This is a genomic window from Thermomonospora umbrina (assembly GCF_003386555.1).
Classification (GTDB): Bacteria; Actinomycetota; Actinomycetes; order Streptosporangiales; family Streptosporangiaceae; genus Thermomonospora; species Thermomonospora umbrina.
This window is the reverse complement of the sequence record NZ_QTTT01000001.1, coordinates 4,875,043-4,893,135: the sequence shown is the minus strand read 5'-3', so window position 1 is coordinate 4,893,135 and position 18,093 is coordinate 4,875,043. Positions and strand designations below refer to the sequence as shown.

Annotated in this window: 13 protein-coding genes; 12 read left to right on the top strand and 1 reads right to left on the bottom strand. The window is 72.0% G+C overall.

The window, feature by feature from the left end; genetic code table 11:
• Positions 1 to 79 precede the first annotated feature (79 nt).
• Positions 80 to 571, top strand: a complete 492-nt coding sequence (locus DFJ69_RS21820) for a SigE family RNA polymerase sigma factor (protein ID WP_116024322.1) — start codon at positions 80 to 82, stop codon at positions 569 to 571.
• Between the two features lies 1 nt (position 572).
• Positions 573 to 1,196, top strand: coding sequence for a hypothetical protein (locus DFJ69_RS21815; protein ID WP_116024321.1), 624 nt, complete (start codon positions 573 to 575; stop codon positions 1,194 to 1,196).
• A gap of 833 nt (positions 1,197 to 2,029) precedes the next feature.
• Here DFJ69_RS21815 and glgP read toward each other — a convergent pair.
• Entirely contained in the window at positions 2,030 to 4,624 is a 2,595-nt protein-coding gene (gene glgP / locus DFJ69_RS21810) for an alpha-glucan family phosphorylase (protein ID WP_116024320.1), read from the bottom strand.
• Positions 4,625 to 5,061: 437 nt separating this feature from the next.
• On the opposite strand from glgP, the gene DFJ69_RS21805 reads away from it, so the two are divergent.
• The 10 genes from DFJ69_RS21805 (at position 5,062) to DFJ69_RS21760 (ending at position 18,056) form a co-directional block, all read left to right on the top strand.
• Positions 5,062 to 7,032 carry an alpha-1,4-glucan--maltose-1-phosphate maltosyltransferase gene (locus DFJ69_RS21805; protein WP_211328686.1) on the top strand — a complete coding sequence of 657 codons (1,971 nt, stop codon included), beginning with the start codon at positions 5,062 to 5,064 and terminating at the stop codon, positions 7,030 to 7,032.
• 23 nt (positions 7,033 to 7,055) lie between these two features.
• A complete protein-coding gene (gene treS / locus DFJ69_RS21800) occupies positions 7,056 to 8,900 on the top strand; it encodes a maltose alpha-D-glucosyltransferase (protein WP_245974770.1) in 1,845 nt (614 codons plus the stop codon).
• 8 nt (positions 8,901 to 8,908) lie between these two features.
• Positions 8,909 to 10,303: a maltokinase N-terminal cap-like domain-containing protein gene (locus DFJ69_RS21795; protein ID WP_116024318.1), complete on the top strand. Its 1,395-nt coding sequence runs from the start codon at positions 8,909 to 8,911 to the stop codon at positions 10,301 to 10,303.
• A 216-nt stretch (positions 10,304 to 10,519) separates the two neighbouring features.
• Positions 10,520 to 11,305: a glycosyltransferase family 2 protein gene (locus DFJ69_RS21790; RefSeq protein WP_245974513.1), complete on the top strand. Its 786-nt coding sequence runs from the start codon at positions 10,520 to 10,522 to the stop codon at positions 11,303 to 11,305.
• Positions 11,306 to 11,320: 15 nt separating this feature from the next.
• Entirely contained in the window at positions 11,321 to 12,412 is a 1,092-nt protein-coding gene (locus DFJ69_RS21785) for a GNAT family N-acetyltransferase (RefSeq protein ID WP_116024317.1), read from the top strand.
• Positions 12,409 to 13,428, top strand: a complete 1,020-nt coding sequence (locus DFJ69_RS21780) for a glycosyltransferase family 2 protein (RefSeq protein ID WP_116024316.1) — start codon at positions 12,409 to 12,411, stop codon at positions 13,426 to 13,428. Before DFJ69_RS21785 ends, DFJ69_RS21780 begins: the two co-directional genes overlap by 4 nt.
• Entirely contained in the window at positions 13,425 to 14,216 is a 792-nt protein-coding gene (locus DFJ69_RS21775; RefSeq protein WP_116024315.1) for a polysaccharide deacetylase family protein, read from the top strand. Before DFJ69_RS21780 ends, DFJ69_RS21775 begins: the two co-directional genes overlap by 4 nt.
• Entirely contained in the window at positions 14,213 to 15,565 is a 1,353-nt protein-coding gene (locus DFJ69_RS21770) for a polysaccharide biosynthesis protein (RefSeq protein WP_116024314.1), read from the top strand. The genes DFJ69_RS21775 and DFJ69_RS21770 overlap by 4 nt, the downstream gene beginning before the upstream one ends.
• A 95-nt stretch (positions 15,566 to 15,660) precedes the next feature.
• On the top strand, positions 15,661 to 17,655 hold the full coding sequence (locus DFJ69_RS21765) for a hypothetical protein (RefSeq protein WP_170177737.1): 1,995 nt from the start codon (positions 15,661 to 15,663) through the stop codon (positions 17,653 to 17,655).
• A complete protein-coding gene (locus tag DFJ69_RS21760) occupies positions 17,652 to 18,056 on the top strand; it encodes a hypothetical protein (protein ID WP_147312387.1) in 405 nt (134 codons plus the stop codon). Before DFJ69_RS21765 ends, DFJ69_RS21760 begins: the two co-directional genes overlap by 4 nt.
• Positions 18,057 to 18,093: the final 37 nt, after the last annotated feature.

Here is an 18,093-nt window from a genome sequence, read left to right as displayed (position 1 = left end):
TCTCCGCGAACGCCGTGCAGCGTTTCGTGGGGGCTCGGCGGTAGTAACGGCGAGAGACCGGCGGCCGAGAGGGTGCAGCATGGCGGACAGAGCCGAGTTCGGGCAGTACGTGGCCGACGGGTCGACGCGATTGCTGCGCACCGCGTACCTGCTCTGCCGCGACTGGGCCACCGCCGAGGACCTGGTGCAGACCGCGCTGACCAAGGCGTGGCTGGCCTGGGGGCGGATCGGCGAGGACCCCGATCCCTACGTCTACCGGATCCTCACCAACACCCACACGTCGTGGTGGCGGCGTCGCTGGCGGGGCGAGATCCCCACCGAACGCCTGCCCGACGTTCCCGAGGCCCCGCTCGGCGGGATCGAGGACCGTGACGTGCTGTGGGTCGCCCTGGGCAGGCTGGGCCGCCGCGAGCGCGCCGCCGTGGTGCTGCGCTACTTCGCCGACCTGGAGCACGCCGCCATCGCCGAGGTCCTCGGGTGCTCACCGGGGACGGTGCGCAGCCAGATCAGCCGTGCTCTCGCCAAGCTCCGCGCCGACCCGACGGTCGCGCCCATACGAGAGAGGATCTGACGTGTCGCCCATCGAGGACCACCTCCGTCGCGTCTTGGCCGAGCACAGCACGGGCCACCGCCCCCCGCCCGATCTCGCCGACCGCGCCGAGCGCCGCGCCCGCACCACCCGTCGTCGCCGCCGCTCCCTCACCGCGGCCGCCCTCACCGCCACCACCGCCGTCGCCCTCGCCCTGACCACCCCCTGGGCCACCGAGCCCCCCGCGACCCAACGCGCCGCAGCCGCCCCCACCGAGCAGACGCCTCCTGAAGGCCCCCCGCCGATCGATCAGGTCCCGTCCCCCGACGAGTTGGTGGGTACGCCGTGCCAGGACGTGCTGCCCGACGCCGGGGGCCCCACGCATGTGCGCGTGACCCTCCGGCACTGCCCACCCGACGAGGCCGCACGCCTCCGCGCCCGGGTGCGCTCCCAATGCAAGGACTACGACGGCCCCCTGCTCGACCGCCGTGAGCACTCCCTCCCCCTCGGGGACGCCGAGTGCCTCCTCCGAGCCCTGTCCATGGAGTTCACCGTCGGGACCCCATGCCCCACGAAGGCCCCGATCCCCGACATCTGCCGAAGCCTCGAAAACAGCGGACCCCGCACCGGCCGAGCCCCGCGCCCCCACCCCACCAAGTCCACCTGACCGAAGCCCCGGGCCAACCCGGCTCCGCACCCACCTAGAGCACGACCGCGCAGCACCGAGCCCACCACGACCGACCGAACCCCCCACCGGCCGCCCCCAACGTGCCGGACAGCCGGTCGACGGAGACCGCCGCAGGCCAATACAGCACCGAGCGCACCACGACCGACTGAACGCCCTGCGCGTCGCCCCAACGTGACGAGCGGGTCGGCGGAGGCCGCCGCAGGCCACTAGAGCACCGAACCCACCACGGCGGACCGAACGCCCCAAAAGTGCCGGACAGCGGGTCGGCGGGGGCCGCCGCAGGTCAACACAGCGCCGTGCGCGCCACGGTCGACCGAACCCCTACGGGCCGCCGCCCAACGTGACGGGCGACGAGTCGGCGGAGGATCCCGCAGGTCAATGCCGCACCGAACCCGCCCCGACCGACCGAACGCCCCACGGGGCGCCCCCAACGTGACGGGCGGCCGGTAGACGGAGACCGCCCCAGGCCAATGCAACACCGTGCCCACCACGGCCGACCGAACGCCCTGCCCGTCGCCCCCAACGTGACGGGCGGCCGGTCGGCGGAGGCCGCCGCAGGTAAGGCAGCGCCGTGCCCGCCACGGCAGACCGAACGCCCCCCGGGCCGCCACCCAACGTGACGGGCGGCCGGTCGACGGAGACCGCCGCAGGGTCAATCCAGCACCGAGCGCACCACGGCCGACCGAACGCCTCGCGGGGCGCCCCAACGTGACGGGCGGCGGGGCGGCGGAGGATCCCGTAGGCCGTTGCGGCGCCGTGCGCGCCGCGGTCGGCCGAGGGGCTGGGGGTCGGATGAGGGGGTGCGTGGTGGGTCAGCGGAGGTCGCCGTTGGTCATGCCCGGGGGGTCGGGGGGTTGGGCGACGACGCCGAGTTCGGTGGTGCCGGCGAGGAGGGGGTGGTGGGGGACGATGCGGACGCTGTAGCCGAAGGGGCCGGTGCGGTCGAGGGGGATCTCGCCGGTGTAGCGGACGCGGCCGTTCTCGGCGCCGTCGCGGGTGAGTTGGACGTGGGCCGGGGTGACGATGGAGTCGGTGTCGTCGACGCGGCCGTAGACGGCCTCGACGGCGACGTCGTCGGGTTCGAGGACGCCGAGGTTGACGATGGCGCGGACGTTGAGGTTCTCGCCGACGTGGGGGCTCTCGTCGCCGGTGGAGTCGACGTGGTCGACGGCGACGGCCGGCCACGCCTTCATGACGCGGGTCTTCCAGGCGGCCAGTTCGCGGGCGCCCGCGAAGGAGCCGGTGGACATGGCGCGGGCGGAGGCGGCGGCCGGGGCGTACAGGTCGCGCACGTAGTCGCGGACCATCCGGGTGGCCAGGACCTTGGGGCCCAGGGTGGCCAGGGTGTGCTTGACCATCTCCAGCCAGCGGCGGGGCAGGCCGGCGGCATCGCGGTCGTAGAAGGAGACCGCGACGTGGTCCTCGATCAGCTCGTAGAGGGCGGCGGCCTCCAGCGTGTCGCGGCGGTCGGAGTCGGACAGGCCGTCGGCGGACGGGATGGCCCAGCCGTTCTGGCCGTCGTACCACTCGTCCCACCAGCCGTCGCGGATGGACAGGTTGAGGCCCCCGTTGAGGGCGGCCTTCATGCCCGACGTGCCGCACGCCTCCAGGGGGCGCAGCGGGTTGTTCATCCACACGTCGCAGCCCTGCGTCAGCATCTGGCCGAGGGCCATGTCGTAGTCGGGCAGGAAGACGATGCGGTGCCGGACGTCCTCGGCGTCGGCGAACCGGACGATGTCCTGGATCAGCCGCTTGCCGCCCTCGTCGGCGGGGTGCGCCTTGCCCGCGATGAGGATCTGGACGGGCCGGTCGGGGTCGAGCAGCAGGGCGCGCAGCCGGTCCGGGTCGCGCATCATCAGCGTGAGCCGCTTGTACGACGGCACCCTCCGGGCGAACCCGATGGTGAGGACGTCGGGGTCGAGGGCGTCGTCGATCCACGACATCTCGGCCTCGGAGGCCCCGCGCTGCCGCCAGGACTCGCGCAGCCGACGGCGGGCGTCGAGCACCAGCCGTTCGCGCAGGACGCGGCGCACCGACCAGATCTGGCCGCCGGGCACACCGAGCACGCCCTCCCAGCCGTGGCCGTCCATGAGCGCGGGGACCTCGCGGGCGGCCAGGTCCATGACCTCGCGGGCCACCCAGGTCTCGGCGTGGACGCCGTTGGTGATGGAGCCGATGGGCACCTCGCCGGTGTCGAAGCCGCCCCACAGGCCGCCGAACATCTCCCGGCTGACCACGCCGTGCAGCCGGGACACGCCGTTGACCCGCTGGCCGAGGCGCATGCCCATGACGGCCATGTTGAAGACCGTCCGGTCGCCGTCCTCGTAGGTCTCCGAGCCCAGCGCGAGCACCCGCTCGACGGGCACGCCGGGCAGACCGGCCGGGCCGCCGAAGTACTTGTGGATCAGCTCTCGGGGGAACCGGTCGATGCCCGCAGGCACCGGCGTGTGGGTGGTGAAGACCGTGCCCGCGCGCACCGCCTCCAGCGCCTCGTCGAACGACAGGCCGTGCTCGTCGACCAGCTCGCGGATGCGTTCGAGGCCGAGGAACCCGGCGTGGCCCTCGTTGGTGTGGAAGACCTCGGGGGCGGGATGTCCGTTGATCCGGCAGTGCGCGCGGATGGCGCGGACGCCGCCGATGCCGAGCAGCATCTCCTGCAGCAGCCGATGGTCGGTGCCGCCGCCGTAGAGCCGGTCGGTGACGTCGCGGGCGGCGCGGTCGTTGTCCTCGACGTCGGAGTCGAGCAGCAGCAGCGGGACCCGGCCGACGCGGGCCAGCCAGACCTGGGCGGCCAGGTCGCGGCCGTCGGGCAGCCCGATGGTGATCCGGACCGGCTCGCCGCCGTCCTCGCGGAGGAGGGTGAGCGGCAGCCCGTTGGGGTCGATCGCCGGGTAGTGCTCCAACTGCCAGCCGTCCGGCGACAGGGACTGGGAGAAGTAGCCGTGGCGGTACAGCAGCCCGACGCCGATGATCGGGACGCCGAGGTCGCTGGCGGTCTTGAGGTGGTCTCCGGCGAGGATGCCGAGGCCCCCCGAGTACTGGGGCAGCGCCGCGGCGATGCCGTACTCGGGCGAGAAGTAGGCGATGGCGGCGGGCGCGCCGTCGGCCCCCAGCGCCTGGTACCAGCGGGGGGCGGTCAGGTAGTCGCGCAGATCGCCGATGGCGGCCTCGAGCCGGCGCAGGAACCTGCGGTCCTCGGCGAGCGCGGCGAGCCGGTCGGGGGCGACCTCGCCGAGCAGGCGGACCGGGTCGTGGCGGACGGCCTCCCAGAGCCCGGGATCCACCGAACGGAACAGGTCCAGCGTCTCGTGATGCCAGGACCAGCGCAGGTTGAGGACCAACTCCTCCAGCCCGCGCAGCGGTTGCGGCAGGACGGTGCGAACGGTGAGTCGTCGGATTGCCTTCACGTGGAGTCACGGTATGCGCTCTTCGCCTCAACTGGCGACCCCCACCCCCGCACCACTCGGTCGGGGTTAGCGAACACTGCCCTCGTAGATCGTTCGTGAGGTTCGCGCCCGTATCGATGGGCGATCGGGCGTTCTGGGCCCTCCCCGGGGGGCGTGCGGCCTTCACCGCGGGCATACCGCGACGTGGCCGCCCGTGTCGTGGACCTGGGCGACACGAGCGCAAGACGTTGCCGAAAGTTAACGGAACCCGCGGCGCGCATCGGCCCCGTACGCGGGCATGTCATCTCTGGGTGACGCCAGGCGGGGAGATTGTTCCGTTTTGGACGCAAAGAACAGGTAAGGGGTGAGGCATGCGGGTCGACCAGAAGACACCAAGGGATCAGAACTTGCCCAAAAACCTCCCGATCTCGGAGCGGCCGTGGGTAGCGTCGAGGACTGTGATAGGGCGCATCCCCATCCTGGACGTACAGCCGGTGGTCTCCTGTGGCCGCTGGCCCGCCAAGGCGGTCGTGGGAGAGACCTTCGAGGTCACCGCGACCGTGTTCCGAGAGGGCCACGAGATGCTCGGGGCCGGCGTCGTGTTGCGGGACCCGCTGGGCGCGCTCAGCCCCTGCATGCCGATGCACGAGACCGACCCGGGCACCGACCGGCTGGCGGCGCGGGTCACGCCGACCGAGCCGGGCGTGTGGCACTTCAAGATCGAGGCGTGGGGCGATCCGATCGCCCACTGGGCGCACGACGCGCAGATCAAGATCCCCCGGGGCCAGGACGTCGAGCTGATGTTCACCGAGGGCGCGAAGCTGTTCGCCCGGGCCGCCGAGGGCCTGCCCTCGCACGAGCGCCCCCCGGTGGCCCGGCTGGCCCGCGACCTGGCCGACCCGACGATCCCCCGGTCCGAGCGCCTGGAGGCGGCGCTGTCCCCGGACGTCTCCGACCTGCTGTCCCGCTATCCGCTCCGCGAGATGACCACCACCACCGAGTGGTATCCGCTGGTCGTCCACCGCGCGCGGGCCCTCTACGGCTCCTGGTACGAGTTCTTTCCTCGTTCCGAAGGGGCCTCCTTCGACCCGATGGGGCGCCGAGGCCCCATGTCGGGAACGTTCCGAACGGCCGCCAAGCGATTGCCCGCCATTGCGGAGATGGGCTTCGACGTGGTCTACCTGCCGCCGATCCACCCCATCGGCCGCACCTTCCGCAAGGGCCCCAACAACACCCTCAACGCCGGCCCCTACGACCCCGGCTCCCCGTGGGCGATCGGTTCGCCCGAGGGGGGCCATGACGCCGTCCATCCCGAGCTGGGCGACCTCGACGACTTCGACGACTTCGTGACACGGGCGGGCGAGCTGGGCCTGGAGGTGGCGCTGGACCTGGCGCTGCAGTGCTCCCCCGACCATCCCTGGGTCACCGAGCACCCCGAGTGGTTCACCCACCGGGCCGACGGCACCATCGCCTACGCCGAGAACCCTCCGAAGAAGTACCAGGACATCTATCCGCTCAACTTCGACAACGATCCGGAGGGCATCTTCCGGGAGGTCGGGCGGGTGGTCCGGCACTGGATGGACCACGGGGTGCGGATCTTCCGGGTCGACAACCCGCACACCAAGCCGGTGCCGTTCTGGGAACGGCTGCTGGCCGACATCGCCAAGACCGACCCCGACGTGCTGTTCCTGGCCGAGGCGTTCACCCGGCCGGCCATGATGCACACCCTGGCCAAGATCGGCTTCCACCAGTCGTACACCTACTTCACCTGGAAGAACTCGCGCCGGGAGCTGGAGGAGTACTTCACGGAACTGTCCGGGGACACGGCGACGTACATGCGTCCCAACGTGTTCGTCAACACCCCGGACATCCTCAACGAGTACCTGGTGCACGGCGGGCGGGCGGCGTTCGAGATCCGCGCCGTCCTGGCCGCCACGCTGTCCCCGACGTGGGGCGTCTACTCCGGGTACGAGCTGGTGGAGAACATCCCGGTCCGGCCGGGCAGCGAGGAGTACCGCGACTCCGAGAAGTACCAGTACCGGCCCCGCGACTGGGCGGCGGCCGAGGCCGAGGGCCGCAGCCTGGCACCGCTGATCACCAGGCTGAACGCCTTCCGCCGCGATCACCCCGCCCTGCACAGGCTGCGCGACCTGCGGTTCCACGAGGTCGACCAGCAGGAGCTGCTCTGTTACTCCAAGCGGCTCGAGGACGACGTGGTGCTGGTGGTGGTCAACCTGAACCCGCACCACGTCCGTGAGGCCACCGTCCATCTCGACATGCCCGCCCTCGGACTCGAGTGGTCCGACCAGTTCGCGGTGACCGACGAGCTGACCGGCGAGTCCTTCGAGTGGCGGCAGTCCAACTACGTCCGCCTCGACCCGTACACCCAGCCGGCCCACATCCTCACGCTCCGGAGCAGTAAGAATTGACTGATTCCCCACCTGCCGGCGTGATGCCGGAGGAGCGCAACGGCCTGGACGAGCAGGCACCGGACCCGCAGGCCGCCGAGCCGTACGGCGACGTGCCCGCCGACGCGGTGCAGCTCACCGGTGAGCCCATTCCCGACACCTTCAGCCACGAGAAGCCGCGCGATCCCCACTGGTACAAGCACGCCGTGTTCTACGAGGTGCTGATCCGGGGCTTCAGCGACTCCAGCGACGACGGCACCGGCGACCTGCGCGGGCTGATCCAGCGACTGGACTACCTCCAGTGGCTGGGCATCGACTGCCTGTGGCTGTTGCCCATCTACCAGTCGCCGCTGCGCGACGGCGGCTACGACATCAGCGACTACACCCAGGTCCTGCCGGAGTTCGGCGACCTGGGCGACTTCGTGGCGCTGATCGACGCGGCGCACGCCCGGGGCATCCGGGTGGTGGCCGACCTGGTCATGAACCACACCTCCGACCAGCATCCCTGGTTCCAGGCGTCCCGCTCGGATCCGGACGGGCCGTTCGGGGACTTCTACATGTGGTCCGACACCGACGACAAGTACGCCGACGCCCGGATCATCTTCGTCGACACGGAGGCGTCCAACTGGACGTACGACCCGGTGCGCGGCCAGTACTTCTGGCACCGGTTCTTCTCCCACCAGCCGGATCTCAACTACGACAACCCCGCGGTGCAGGAGGCGATGCTGGAGGTGCTGCGCTTCTGGCTGGACCTGGGCATCGACGGGTTCCGGCTGGACGCGGTGCCGTACCTGTACGCCCGGGAGGGCACCAACTGCGAGAACCTGCCGGAGACGCACGCGTACCTCAAGCGGGTCCGCGCGGAGGTCGACCGGCTCTACCCCGACCGGGTGCTGCTCGCCGAGGCGAACCAGTGGCCCGCCGACGTGGTGGAGTACTTCGGCGACCCGGCCACCGGCGGGGACGAGTGCCACATGGCGTTCCACTTCCCGGTGATGCCGCGCATCTTCATGGCGGTGCGGCGGGAACAGCGCTACCCGATCTCCGAGATCATGGCGCAGACGCCGAAGATCCCCGATTTCTGCCAGTGGGGGATCTTCCTGCGCAACCACGACGAGCTCACGTTGGAGATGGTCACCGACGAGGAGCGCGACTACATGTACACGGAGTACGCCAAGGACCCGCGGATGAAGGCCAACATCGGCATCCGCCGCCGGCTGGCCCCGCTCCTGGACAACGACCGCAACCAACTGGAGCTGTTCACCGCGCTGCTGCTGTCGCTGCCGGGCTCCCCCGTCATCTACTACGGGGACGAGATCGGGATGGGCGACAACATCTGGCTGGGCGACCGCGACGGCGTCCGCACCCCGATGCAGTGGACGCCGGACCGCAACGCCGGGTTCTCCCGGTGCGACCCGGCCCGGCTCTACCTGCCGCTGATCATGGACCCGATCTACGGGTACCAGGCGGTCAACGTGGAGGCCCAGCAGAAGAACGCGGGCTCGCTGCTGCACTGGACCCGGAAGATGATCGAGATCCGCAAGCGGCATCCGGTGTTCGGGCTGGGCACCTACGTGGAGCTGCCCGCCTCCAACCCGAGCGTCCTGGCGTTCGTGCGGGAGTACGGCGACGACCGGGTGCTGTGCGTCAACAACCTGTCGCGCTTCCCCCAGCCCGTGGAGCTGGACCTGCGTCGCTTCGAGGGTTCGACCCCCGTGGAGTGCATGGGCGGGGTGCAGTTCCCCGCCGTGGGCGAGCTGCCCTACCTGCTCACGCTCCCCGGTCACGGCTTCTACTGGTTCGTGCTCCCGCCGCCTCCGCCGGAGTCCAGGCGCGCCGACGCGGTCCAGGAGCAGCCCGTCCAACCCGTCGAGGCGAAGGAAGGATGAGGTGATCTGTGCGGCCGCCCGACCGCTCCATCGAACAGGCCCTGATCGGCTGGCTTCCGCGCCGGCGCTGGTTCGCCGGGAAGGGCAGGGAGGTCACCGGGGTCGAGATCGTCGTCGGCACCGACCTGTCGGCGCCCGCCCCCGAGGGGCTCGCGCTGCGGCACACGCTCGTCCGGGTACGGCAGGACGACGGCGCGAGCGACCTCTACCAACTGCTGCTCGGCTACCGGAACCGGCTGCCGGACCGGCTGCAGTACGCCGAGATCCTCGCGGTGGACGGGATGCACGTCTACGACGCCGCGCACGACCCGGACCTGACGCAGGTGCTGTTGGCCGACCTGGCGTCCGAGGCGTCGGTGGGGCCGCTGTCGTTCCATCGGGTGCCGGGGGCCGAGGTCGAGACGGGACTGGCCTCCCTCGCGGGCACCGCGGAGCAGTCCAACACCTCGCTGGTGTTCGGCGAGGACTACATCTACAAGCTGTTCCGCCGCATCACGCCCGGGGTCAATCCCGACCTGGAGTTGAACCTCGCCCTGACGAACGCCGGATGCGCGCACATCCCCCGGCTCTACGGCTGGGTCGACATGCGCATCGAGGAGGACGCGGAGGAACGGCACGCCACCGTGGGCATGCTGTCGGAGTTCCTGCGCACGGCGTCCGACGGCTGGCAGCTCGCCACCACCAGCGTCCGCGACCTGTACGGGAGCGCGGAGCTGCACGCCGAGGAGGCCGGCGGTGACTTCTCCGCGGAGGCCCGACGGCTGGGCACGGCCACCGCCACGGTGCACCGCGACCTGGCCGACGCGTTCGGGGTGCGGGACGCGCCCGCCGACGTGCTGCGGGCGGCGTCCGCGCGGATGCACGAGCAGTTGGAGGCCGCCTGTACGGACGTCCCCGAGCTGGCGCCGTACGCCGCGTCGATCCGGGCGGTCTACGCGGACCTCGCGGAGCTGGATCGGCCGGTCCCGGTGCAGCGCATCCACGGCGACTATCACCTGGGTCAGGTGATGCGCACCGACCGCGGTTGGGTGCTGCTGGACTTCGAGGGCGAGCCGGCCCGGACGCTGGCGGAGCGTCAGGCCCCCGCGCACCCGCTGCGGGACGTGGCGGGGATGCTGCGCTCGTTCGAGTACGCGGCGCGGTTCCTGCTCGCGGGCCATAAGGAGGTCGCGGCCGGGCAGTCCGAGCTGCTCGAGGCGCGCGCCCGCGAATGGGCCGACCGCAACCGGAGCGCCTTCTGCCGGGGCTACGCCGACGGAGGGGGTCCCGATCCCGGCGCGCACGCGCTGCTGCTGCGCGCCTTCGAACTCGACAAGGCGGTGTACGAGGTCCTTTACGAAGCCCGCAATCGGCCGTCCTGGCTGCACGTCCCGCTGGGTTCCCTGCCGCATCTGACGACCTGAACGATCCCGAATAAGACCGTTCCTTCAACGATAACCGAACCCCCCTTTGCAGTGATTTGCCGTGCCCGGCGCGAACCGCGCCGGGCACCGTGTCGGCCGCGTCACCTGAGGGAGTGTTCGGTGCGAAGACAGAAGACGACATGGGGCCACCCGTCATCCAACGGGACGAGGCGCCACCAAGGTACGGGGAATCCCGTGCACTCCCACCATCCCCTGGTGGGCGCCGCGGTCGGCCGACTCCACCGCCTCGAACCGTCCGGACGACGGATGCAGTGGCCCACGGTCACCGCCGTGATCCCGACCCTCAACGAGGCCGACAACCTGCGCTGGCTGATGCCGCGGCTGACGGCGGTGGACGAGATCGTGATCGTCGACGGGGAGTCCGCGGACGGCACGGTGGAGGTGGCCCTCGCCATTCGCCCCGACGCGAAGATCATCGTCGAGCCGCCGACCGGAAAGGGCTCGGCGATGCGTCGCGGAATGGCGGCGGCCACCGGCGACCTCATCATCATGTTGGACGCCGACGGCAGCATGGACCCGGCCGAATTCGACGCCTTCCTGGCCCTGCTGTGCCGCGGATACGACGTCGTCAAGGGCACCCGATACGCCTGCGGGGGCGGCTCGGACGATTTGACGGGGCTCCGCAGCCTGGGCAATCGGATGCTCACCCGCACCGCGAACCTGCTCTACGGCCAGCGGTGGTCGGACCTCTGCTACGGGTTCGTGGCGATGCGGCGCAGCGCGGTCGAACGGCTGTGCCTGCGGTCCACCGGGTTCGAGATCGAGACCGAGATGTGCGTCAACGCCGTCCGCGCGGGGCTGCGGATCGCCGAGGTGCCCAGCCACGAGACCGAGCGCCGGTTCGGCGAGTCCAACCTGAACACCTTCCGGGACGGCTGGCGGGTGCTCAGGACCATGGTCCGGCTGCGCTTCCAGGGGCCGCTGGCGCCCGCCGGGGAGCCCGCGCCCGAACCGCTGCCGGTGCTGAGCGCCCTGGACTGAGGGATCGGACCGCCTGTGAAGATCAGCGTGGTCCGTCCGGCCGATCTCGGCGCGTCCGAGATCGCCCGGTGGCGGGCCCTCCAGCAGACCGATCCCGAACTCGGCAACCCGTTCCTGGCCCCGGAGTTCACCCTGGGTGTGGGCCGGTTCCGTCCCGGGGTCCGCGTCGCGGTCGTCGAGGACGGCGGCGAGGTCGCCGCGTTCCTTCCCTACGAGCACGCCCGGGCGGGGATCGGGCATCCGGTGGGCTTCGGCCTGACCGACCTACAGGGCATCGTGGCGCCGCCGGGTCTGCGGTTGGACGCCCGGGACCTGCTGCGGGCCTGCGGGCTCGGGGTCTGGGACTTCGACCATCTGCTCGCCCATCAGCCCACCTTCGCGCCGTTCCACTCCGTGCGCCGCGCCGAGCCCGTGATGGACCTGAGCGGGGGCTTCGCGGCGTTCCTGGAGGAGGCCCGGCGGGCGTCGCCCAAGACCCACAAGACGCTCCGGTACAAGGAGCGCAAGCTCGGTCGCGAGGTCGGCGGGGTCCGGTACGTCTTCGACTGCCGCGACGAGGCCGAACTGGATCGGCTGATGGCCTGGAAGTCCGACCAGTACACCCGGACCGGCCGCGTCGACCGGTTCGCCCGGCCGTGGATCGTCGCGCTCGTGCGGCACTTCCACCGGACCGGCTTCGGGGTGCTGAGCGTCCTGTACGCGGGCGACGAACCGGTGTCGGCGCACTTCGGGCTGCGGTGCGGGTCGGTGATGGCCGGCTGGTTCCCCGCCTACGACACGCGGTTCGCCCGGTACTCGCCCGGCATGATCGGCCACCTGCGGCTGGCCGAGGGCTGCGCCGCCGCCGAGATCACCGAGATCGCCATGGGCCGCGGCGGCAAGGAGTTCAAGGAGGGCCTCAAGAGCCGCGAGATCTCCATCGCCGAGGGCCGGGTCGCCAGGCCGCTGTCCCGGCACGCGGCGGGCGTCGCCCTGCACTGGGCCCGCGCCGTCCCGCTGAACAGGGCGCGCGACGCCGTGCTCACCAACCGGAAGCTGTACGACCGCGCGGACCGGGCCCTGCGGGCCTACGCCCGGCTGCGCTCGGGCCACCTGGGGCGGAAGTGAACATCTCGGTCGTCATCTGCGCCTACACCGAACGCCGGTGGGAGGACGTGCACGCCGCCGTCGCGTCGGTGCGCGCCCAGAGCCGCCCGCCGGAGGAGATCGTCCTGGTCGTCGACCACAACCCCGACCTGCGCACGCGGTTGTCGGCGTCGCTGCCCGACGCGGTCGTCGTGGAGAACGCCGAGGGCCGGGGCCTGTCGGGCGGCAAGAACACCGGCGTCGCGGTCGCGCGCGGCGACGTGGTCGCGTTCCTCGACGACGACGCGGTGGCCGCGCCGGGCTGGCTGGACGCGTTCGCCGGCCACTACGACGACCCGCGCGTGATGGGCGTCGGGGGCCGCACGCTGGCGCTGTGGCCCGGCTCGCCGTCGTCGGAGCGGCTGCGGCTCGGGCATCCGCCGCCGGGGGGCGACGACCCGACCGAGGGCGGGCGGCGGCCCGGCTGGTTCCCCGAGGAGTTCGACTGGACGGTCGGCTGCACCTATCGGGGGATGACCCCGGGCCCGATCCGCAACCTGATGGGCGGCAACGCCTCGTTCCGTCGTGAGGCGTTCACGGTGGCGGGGGGCTTCGCCGGCGGCATCGGCCGCGACCACGGGAGAAGGCCGTTGGGCTGTGAGGAGACGGAGTTCTGCATCCGCCTGCGGCAGGCGGCCCCCAAAGCGGAGCTGATCTACGACGACGCGGCGGTGATCTGGCATCGGGTCCCCGACGAGCGGGCCCGCTTCGCGTACTTCCGGGAGCGCTGCTACGCCGAGGGGCTGTCGAAGGCGCTGGTCACCCGTAGCGTCGGTGCCCAGGACGGGCTGGCCAGCGAGCGCGCCCACGCCCTGCGGACGCTGCCGCGCGGGGCCGTCCGGGGGCTGCGCGAGGCGGCGTGCGGCGACCTCGGAGGGCTGGGACGCGCCGCCGCGATCACCGTCGGGCTCGCCTGGACGGCCTGGGGGTACGCGGTCGGCTCGGCCTCCGGGATCCGTGCGACGCACCGGCCCGTTCCGACCGGAGCGGACCGGTGACGCGGCCGGCGGTGCCGGTGCTGATGTACCACTCCGTCAACGCGCGCCCGTCGCAGGCCACCCGACGGCTGGCGGTCCGACCGGACACGTTCGCCCGGCAGATGGGGCTGCTCGCCGAGCGCGGCTTCACACCCGTCACCGTGTCGGACCTGCTCGCCGGGAACGACCCGCCGCCCGCCAAGCCCGTGGTGATCACCTTCGACGACGGCTACGCCGACTTCCACGCCAACGCGCTGCCCGTCCTGTCCGAGCTGAAGTTCCCCGCGACCCTGTTCGTGACGACCGGCTGGCTGGCCGACGCCGGGCCCGACGGGGCGGGACGGCCGCCGGGCCGCACGCTGACGTGGGCGCAGGTCCGCGAGGCCGCCGACCACGGCATCGAGATCGGCGGGCACAGCCACAGCCATCCCGAGCTCGACCAGGTGCCGGGCACCGCGCTGTTCGAGGAGCTGACCCGCAACAAGGGCCTGCTGGAGGACCGGCTCGGCCGGCCGGTGAGGACGATGGCGTACCCGTACGGCTACTCCAGCGCGCGGGTGCGCCGCGCGGCCCGGGAGGTGGGCTACGAGTCCGCCTGCGCCGTGGCCAACCGGCTGCCCCGCGACGAGGACGCACTGGCGCTCCCCCGGCTGACGGTGCGCTGGGCGATGGGCCTCGGCACGTTCGCGAAGGTGGTCGAAGGGCGGGACGTCGCCCGGACCTACGCGTTCGACCGGATGCTGACCAAGGGGTACGCCGTCGTCCGCCGGTTGCGTTCCACGGCCCGGGCGATGGGGGCGGGGCCGTGAGGGCGGCGCAGCACGAGGTCCGGATGGGCGGCCGCAACCCGGTGCGCGCGGTCGTCGGCGGCCTGCGCGGCGACCTGTCGGACCCGCTGTTCCGCAACGCGTACGCGCTGGTCGCCAACGGGGCGTTCACGGGGCTGCTGGGGCTGGCGTACTGGACGCTTGGAGCGTTCCTCTACGACGAGGACCCGGGCATCGTGGGGCGGAACTGGGCGGCCGTCCAGGCGATCATGTTCGTCGGCGGCGTGACCATGCTCAACTTCCTGCTCATCAGGTTCCTCCCGCAGACCGCCCGCAACGCCAAGAGACTGGTGCTGACCTGCTACGGGGTCGGTTCGGCGGGCGCCGTGCTGCTGGGGCTGGGGTTCCTGCTGGTGGTGCCGTCGCGCGCCCCCGTGTACGAGCGGCTGGACGGCTGGGCGCCGGGGCTGGCGTTCCTGGCGCTGGCCGTGGCCTGGAACCTGTTCAACCAGCAGGAGGCCGTCTTCACCGGGCTCCGCCGCGCCGCCTGGGTCCCGGTGGTGAACCTGGTGTTCGGGCTCGTCAAGCTGCTGCTGCTGGTGGTGCTGGCGCTGACGCTGCATCCCGAGGACGGGGTCGTGCTGTCCTGGTTCATCCCCGTGCTGGTGGCGCTGGCGCCGGTGAACGCGCTCATCTTCCGGCGGCTCCTGCCCCGGCACCGCGAGGACAACTACGGACGCGGCGAGCGGCCCACCCACCGCGACATCCTCCGCTACTTCGGCGGCGGCTACCTGGGCGGCGTCTTCCAGTACGCGTCGATCAGCCTGATCCCCGTCGTGGTCGCCTCGCGGCTGCAGGACGACGCCGTCAACGCGTACTTCCAGATGGCGTGGGCGCTGGGCATCATGCTCGAACTGCTGGCGATCACGCTGTCGCTGTCGCTGACGGTGGAGGGCGCGTTCGACGGCTCGGAGCTGGCCGCCCACACCCGGGCGGCGCTGCGTCGGACGTTCATGCTGATGACGCCCACGGTGGCGCTCGTCGTGGTCGCCTGCCCGTTCGCGCTGGAACTGCTGGGCCACCGGTACGCCGAGGAGGGCGCGCCGCTGCTGCAGTTGCTGGCGGTGGCGATCCTGCCCAAGGCGCTGATCGAGCTGTACGTGGGCGTGCTGCGGGTGCGGTCGCGGACCCGGATGATCGCCGTGCTGCAGGGCGCCCGGTTCCTGGGGGTGCTGGCGCTGGTGCCGCTGCTGTTCGACGGGGCCGACCTGGTGACCATCGGGCTGGTGGTGCTGGGCGTGAACGTGGTGATCGCCGCCGCCGTCCTGCCGTCCCTGCGCCGCGCCTGCGTGTCCCCGGCTCCGGTGGCGGTCTCCACGGGGGGCGTCTGATGGTGGCCGTGAGCGAGGAGAGAGCGAGCACGGCGTCACCGCCGGTCTCCTCTCCGGCACACCCGCCCTCGCGCGTGCCGACCGTGTGCCTCACGGTGGGCCTCGTCTTGGGGCTCGTGCTGTTCTGGGCGCCGCTCACGCGGGTGGACCTGGACGACATGACGGGGTACGGGCTCGTCTCGGTGCTGCCCGTCGCCACGCTCGTCAGCGCGGCGGTGCTGGTCCTGACGTTCTTCGGCACGCTGGCGTTGAGCAGGCCGCATCGGGCGCTGCTCTGCGTCCAGGTGGTGGCGCTGGTGTTCATGCTGCACGGGCTGGGGCCGGCGGTGGAGGAGTTGGCGCGGCCGCCGACGGCGTGGCAGCACCTCGGGTTCGTGGAGTACATCACCCGGACCGGCGAGCCGCACGTCACGCTGGACGCCCGCTATAGCTGGCCCGCCTTCTTCGCCGCGGTCGGCTTCGTCACCCGCGCCGCCGGCGTCGATGACCTCGCACCGATCATGCATTGGTCGTCGGTGGGTCTGGAGCTGCTGTACCTGGTGGCGTTCTACCTGATCCTGCGGGTGATGTGGGCCAACTGGCGCGCCAAGTGGTTCGCCGCCTGGCTGCTGGTGGCCGCAGATTGGGTGGGGCAGGACTACTTCGCCCCCCAGGGGTTCGCGTTCGCGCTGTACCTGGTGTTCCTCGGCGTGCTGCTCAACTGGTTCATGCCCGCCGGGGAGACGGAGCCGTGGCGGCCCCGCCGGGGGCCGTTCTCCCGGGGCGGGGTCGGTCTGAGGACGCCCGGCGAACGGCAGGTGGGGCATCCGGGGCCCGGTGAGCGGACCGTGGTGTTCGTCGTCCTGCTGGGCGTGTTCGCGGTGACGGTCGCGAGCCACCAGCTCACCCCGTACCTGATGCTGTTCGCGGCGACCGGCCTCGTGCTCATGCGGCGCTGCACGCTGCGGGGGCTGCCGCTGCTGATGGGCGTGGTGATCGCCGCCTGGTTGAGCTACATGGCCAAGGCGTACTGGGAGGGCCAGACCGAGAGCCTGTTCTCGGGCATCGGCAACCTGGCCGACACCCTGGGGATGAGCGTCGGCGGCCGGGTGACCCGGGAGAGCCCGGAGCTGGCGACGATCCAGCGGACCCGCATCCTGATCGCCGTGGCGGTGGTGTCGCTGGCGTTCTGCGGCCTGTACCGGCGGCGGCGCTGGCGGTTCGACGACCGGGTGGCGATGGTGCTGCTCTTCGTGCCGTTCCTGGCGATCGGGCTGCAGAACTACGGCGGCGAGATCACCCTGCGGGTCTACTTCTTCATCCTGCCGGGCGCCTGTCTGCTGATGGCGTACCTGTTCTTCCCGACCGCGTTCGCGATCGCGCGGCCGGTGCGGGCGGTGACCGCCGCCGCCGTCTGCGGGCTGCTCATCGCGGGCTCCTTCCTGTTCGTCCGGTTCGGCAACGAGAACTTCGAACGGGTCCGGGCCGGCGAGGTCGAGGCGTTCGAGACCATCCTGCGCACCGCCCCGCAGGGCCGCGTCAACCTGGTCTGGCAGGTCGGTCGGCGGGGCCCCGTCGGGGCGTTCCCGCAGGCCCCTTGGGGTCTGGCCGCGCAGGAACGCTGGAACTACACCGAACTGCAGGCCCCCTCGCGTCCGGAGGACGTCCGCCCCATCGTGGAGGCCCTGCGGCAGCGTCCCGGCGGCGTCTTCCTCACCACCCGGGGGAACGAGTCGTACAACCACTACACCTACGGGCTCTCGGCGGACCACGGGCGGCGTCTGGTCAAGGCCCTGAGCGCCTCCCGTGACCTGCGGCCGGTGTTCCGGCACAAGGACGCCGACGTCTTCGCCCTCCGCACGCCGCCTCCGGGGGCTCCCCCGCCCGTGCCGCCGGCGACCGGGTTCAGCGTCGGCAAGACCACGTGGACGCAGGTCGGGGTGCTCGCGACCCTCCTGCTCGTCATCTCCCTCACCGCGCGCGAGATCGCCCGCCTGCGCGGCCGTCCGTCCCGACACCCCGCCCTGCAGGGTCTCGGCTATTCCGTCTGGCCCCTGCTGGCCCTGTACGTCATCGTCGTCTTCGAACGCTTCCACATCTTGGGCTCGTGACCATGCCGTGCCCCCGACTCCTCGCCGTCGCCGTGGTGGCGGCCCTAGGCCTGGCCGGGGCCACCCTCACCGTCCTCGACATGGGCGGCCCGCTCGCCGGGCCGTTGACGCTGCTCTTCCTCCTGACCGGCCCCGGCCTGGCCACCTGGCCCCTGCTGCCGCGCCTCACGCCGCCGGCCCGGGTGATCGTCTCCGGCTCGGTGTCGTTCGTGGTCGCCATGACCGTGGCCCAGGTGATGCTCTCCCTCGACCTGTGGTCGGTGCGCGGCGGCGTCGCCGCCGTCATGGCGGTCTGCGGGGCCATCGCGGTCACCGACGTCGTCCTCACCCGCCGGGCCGCCCTCACCGCCGAGCCGGACGAGGCCCGCCCCGGCGAGGAGGACTGGCTCTTCGAGGCGTGAGCCCCATCGGGCATCGGCGGTGCGGCGGGCGCTCCGG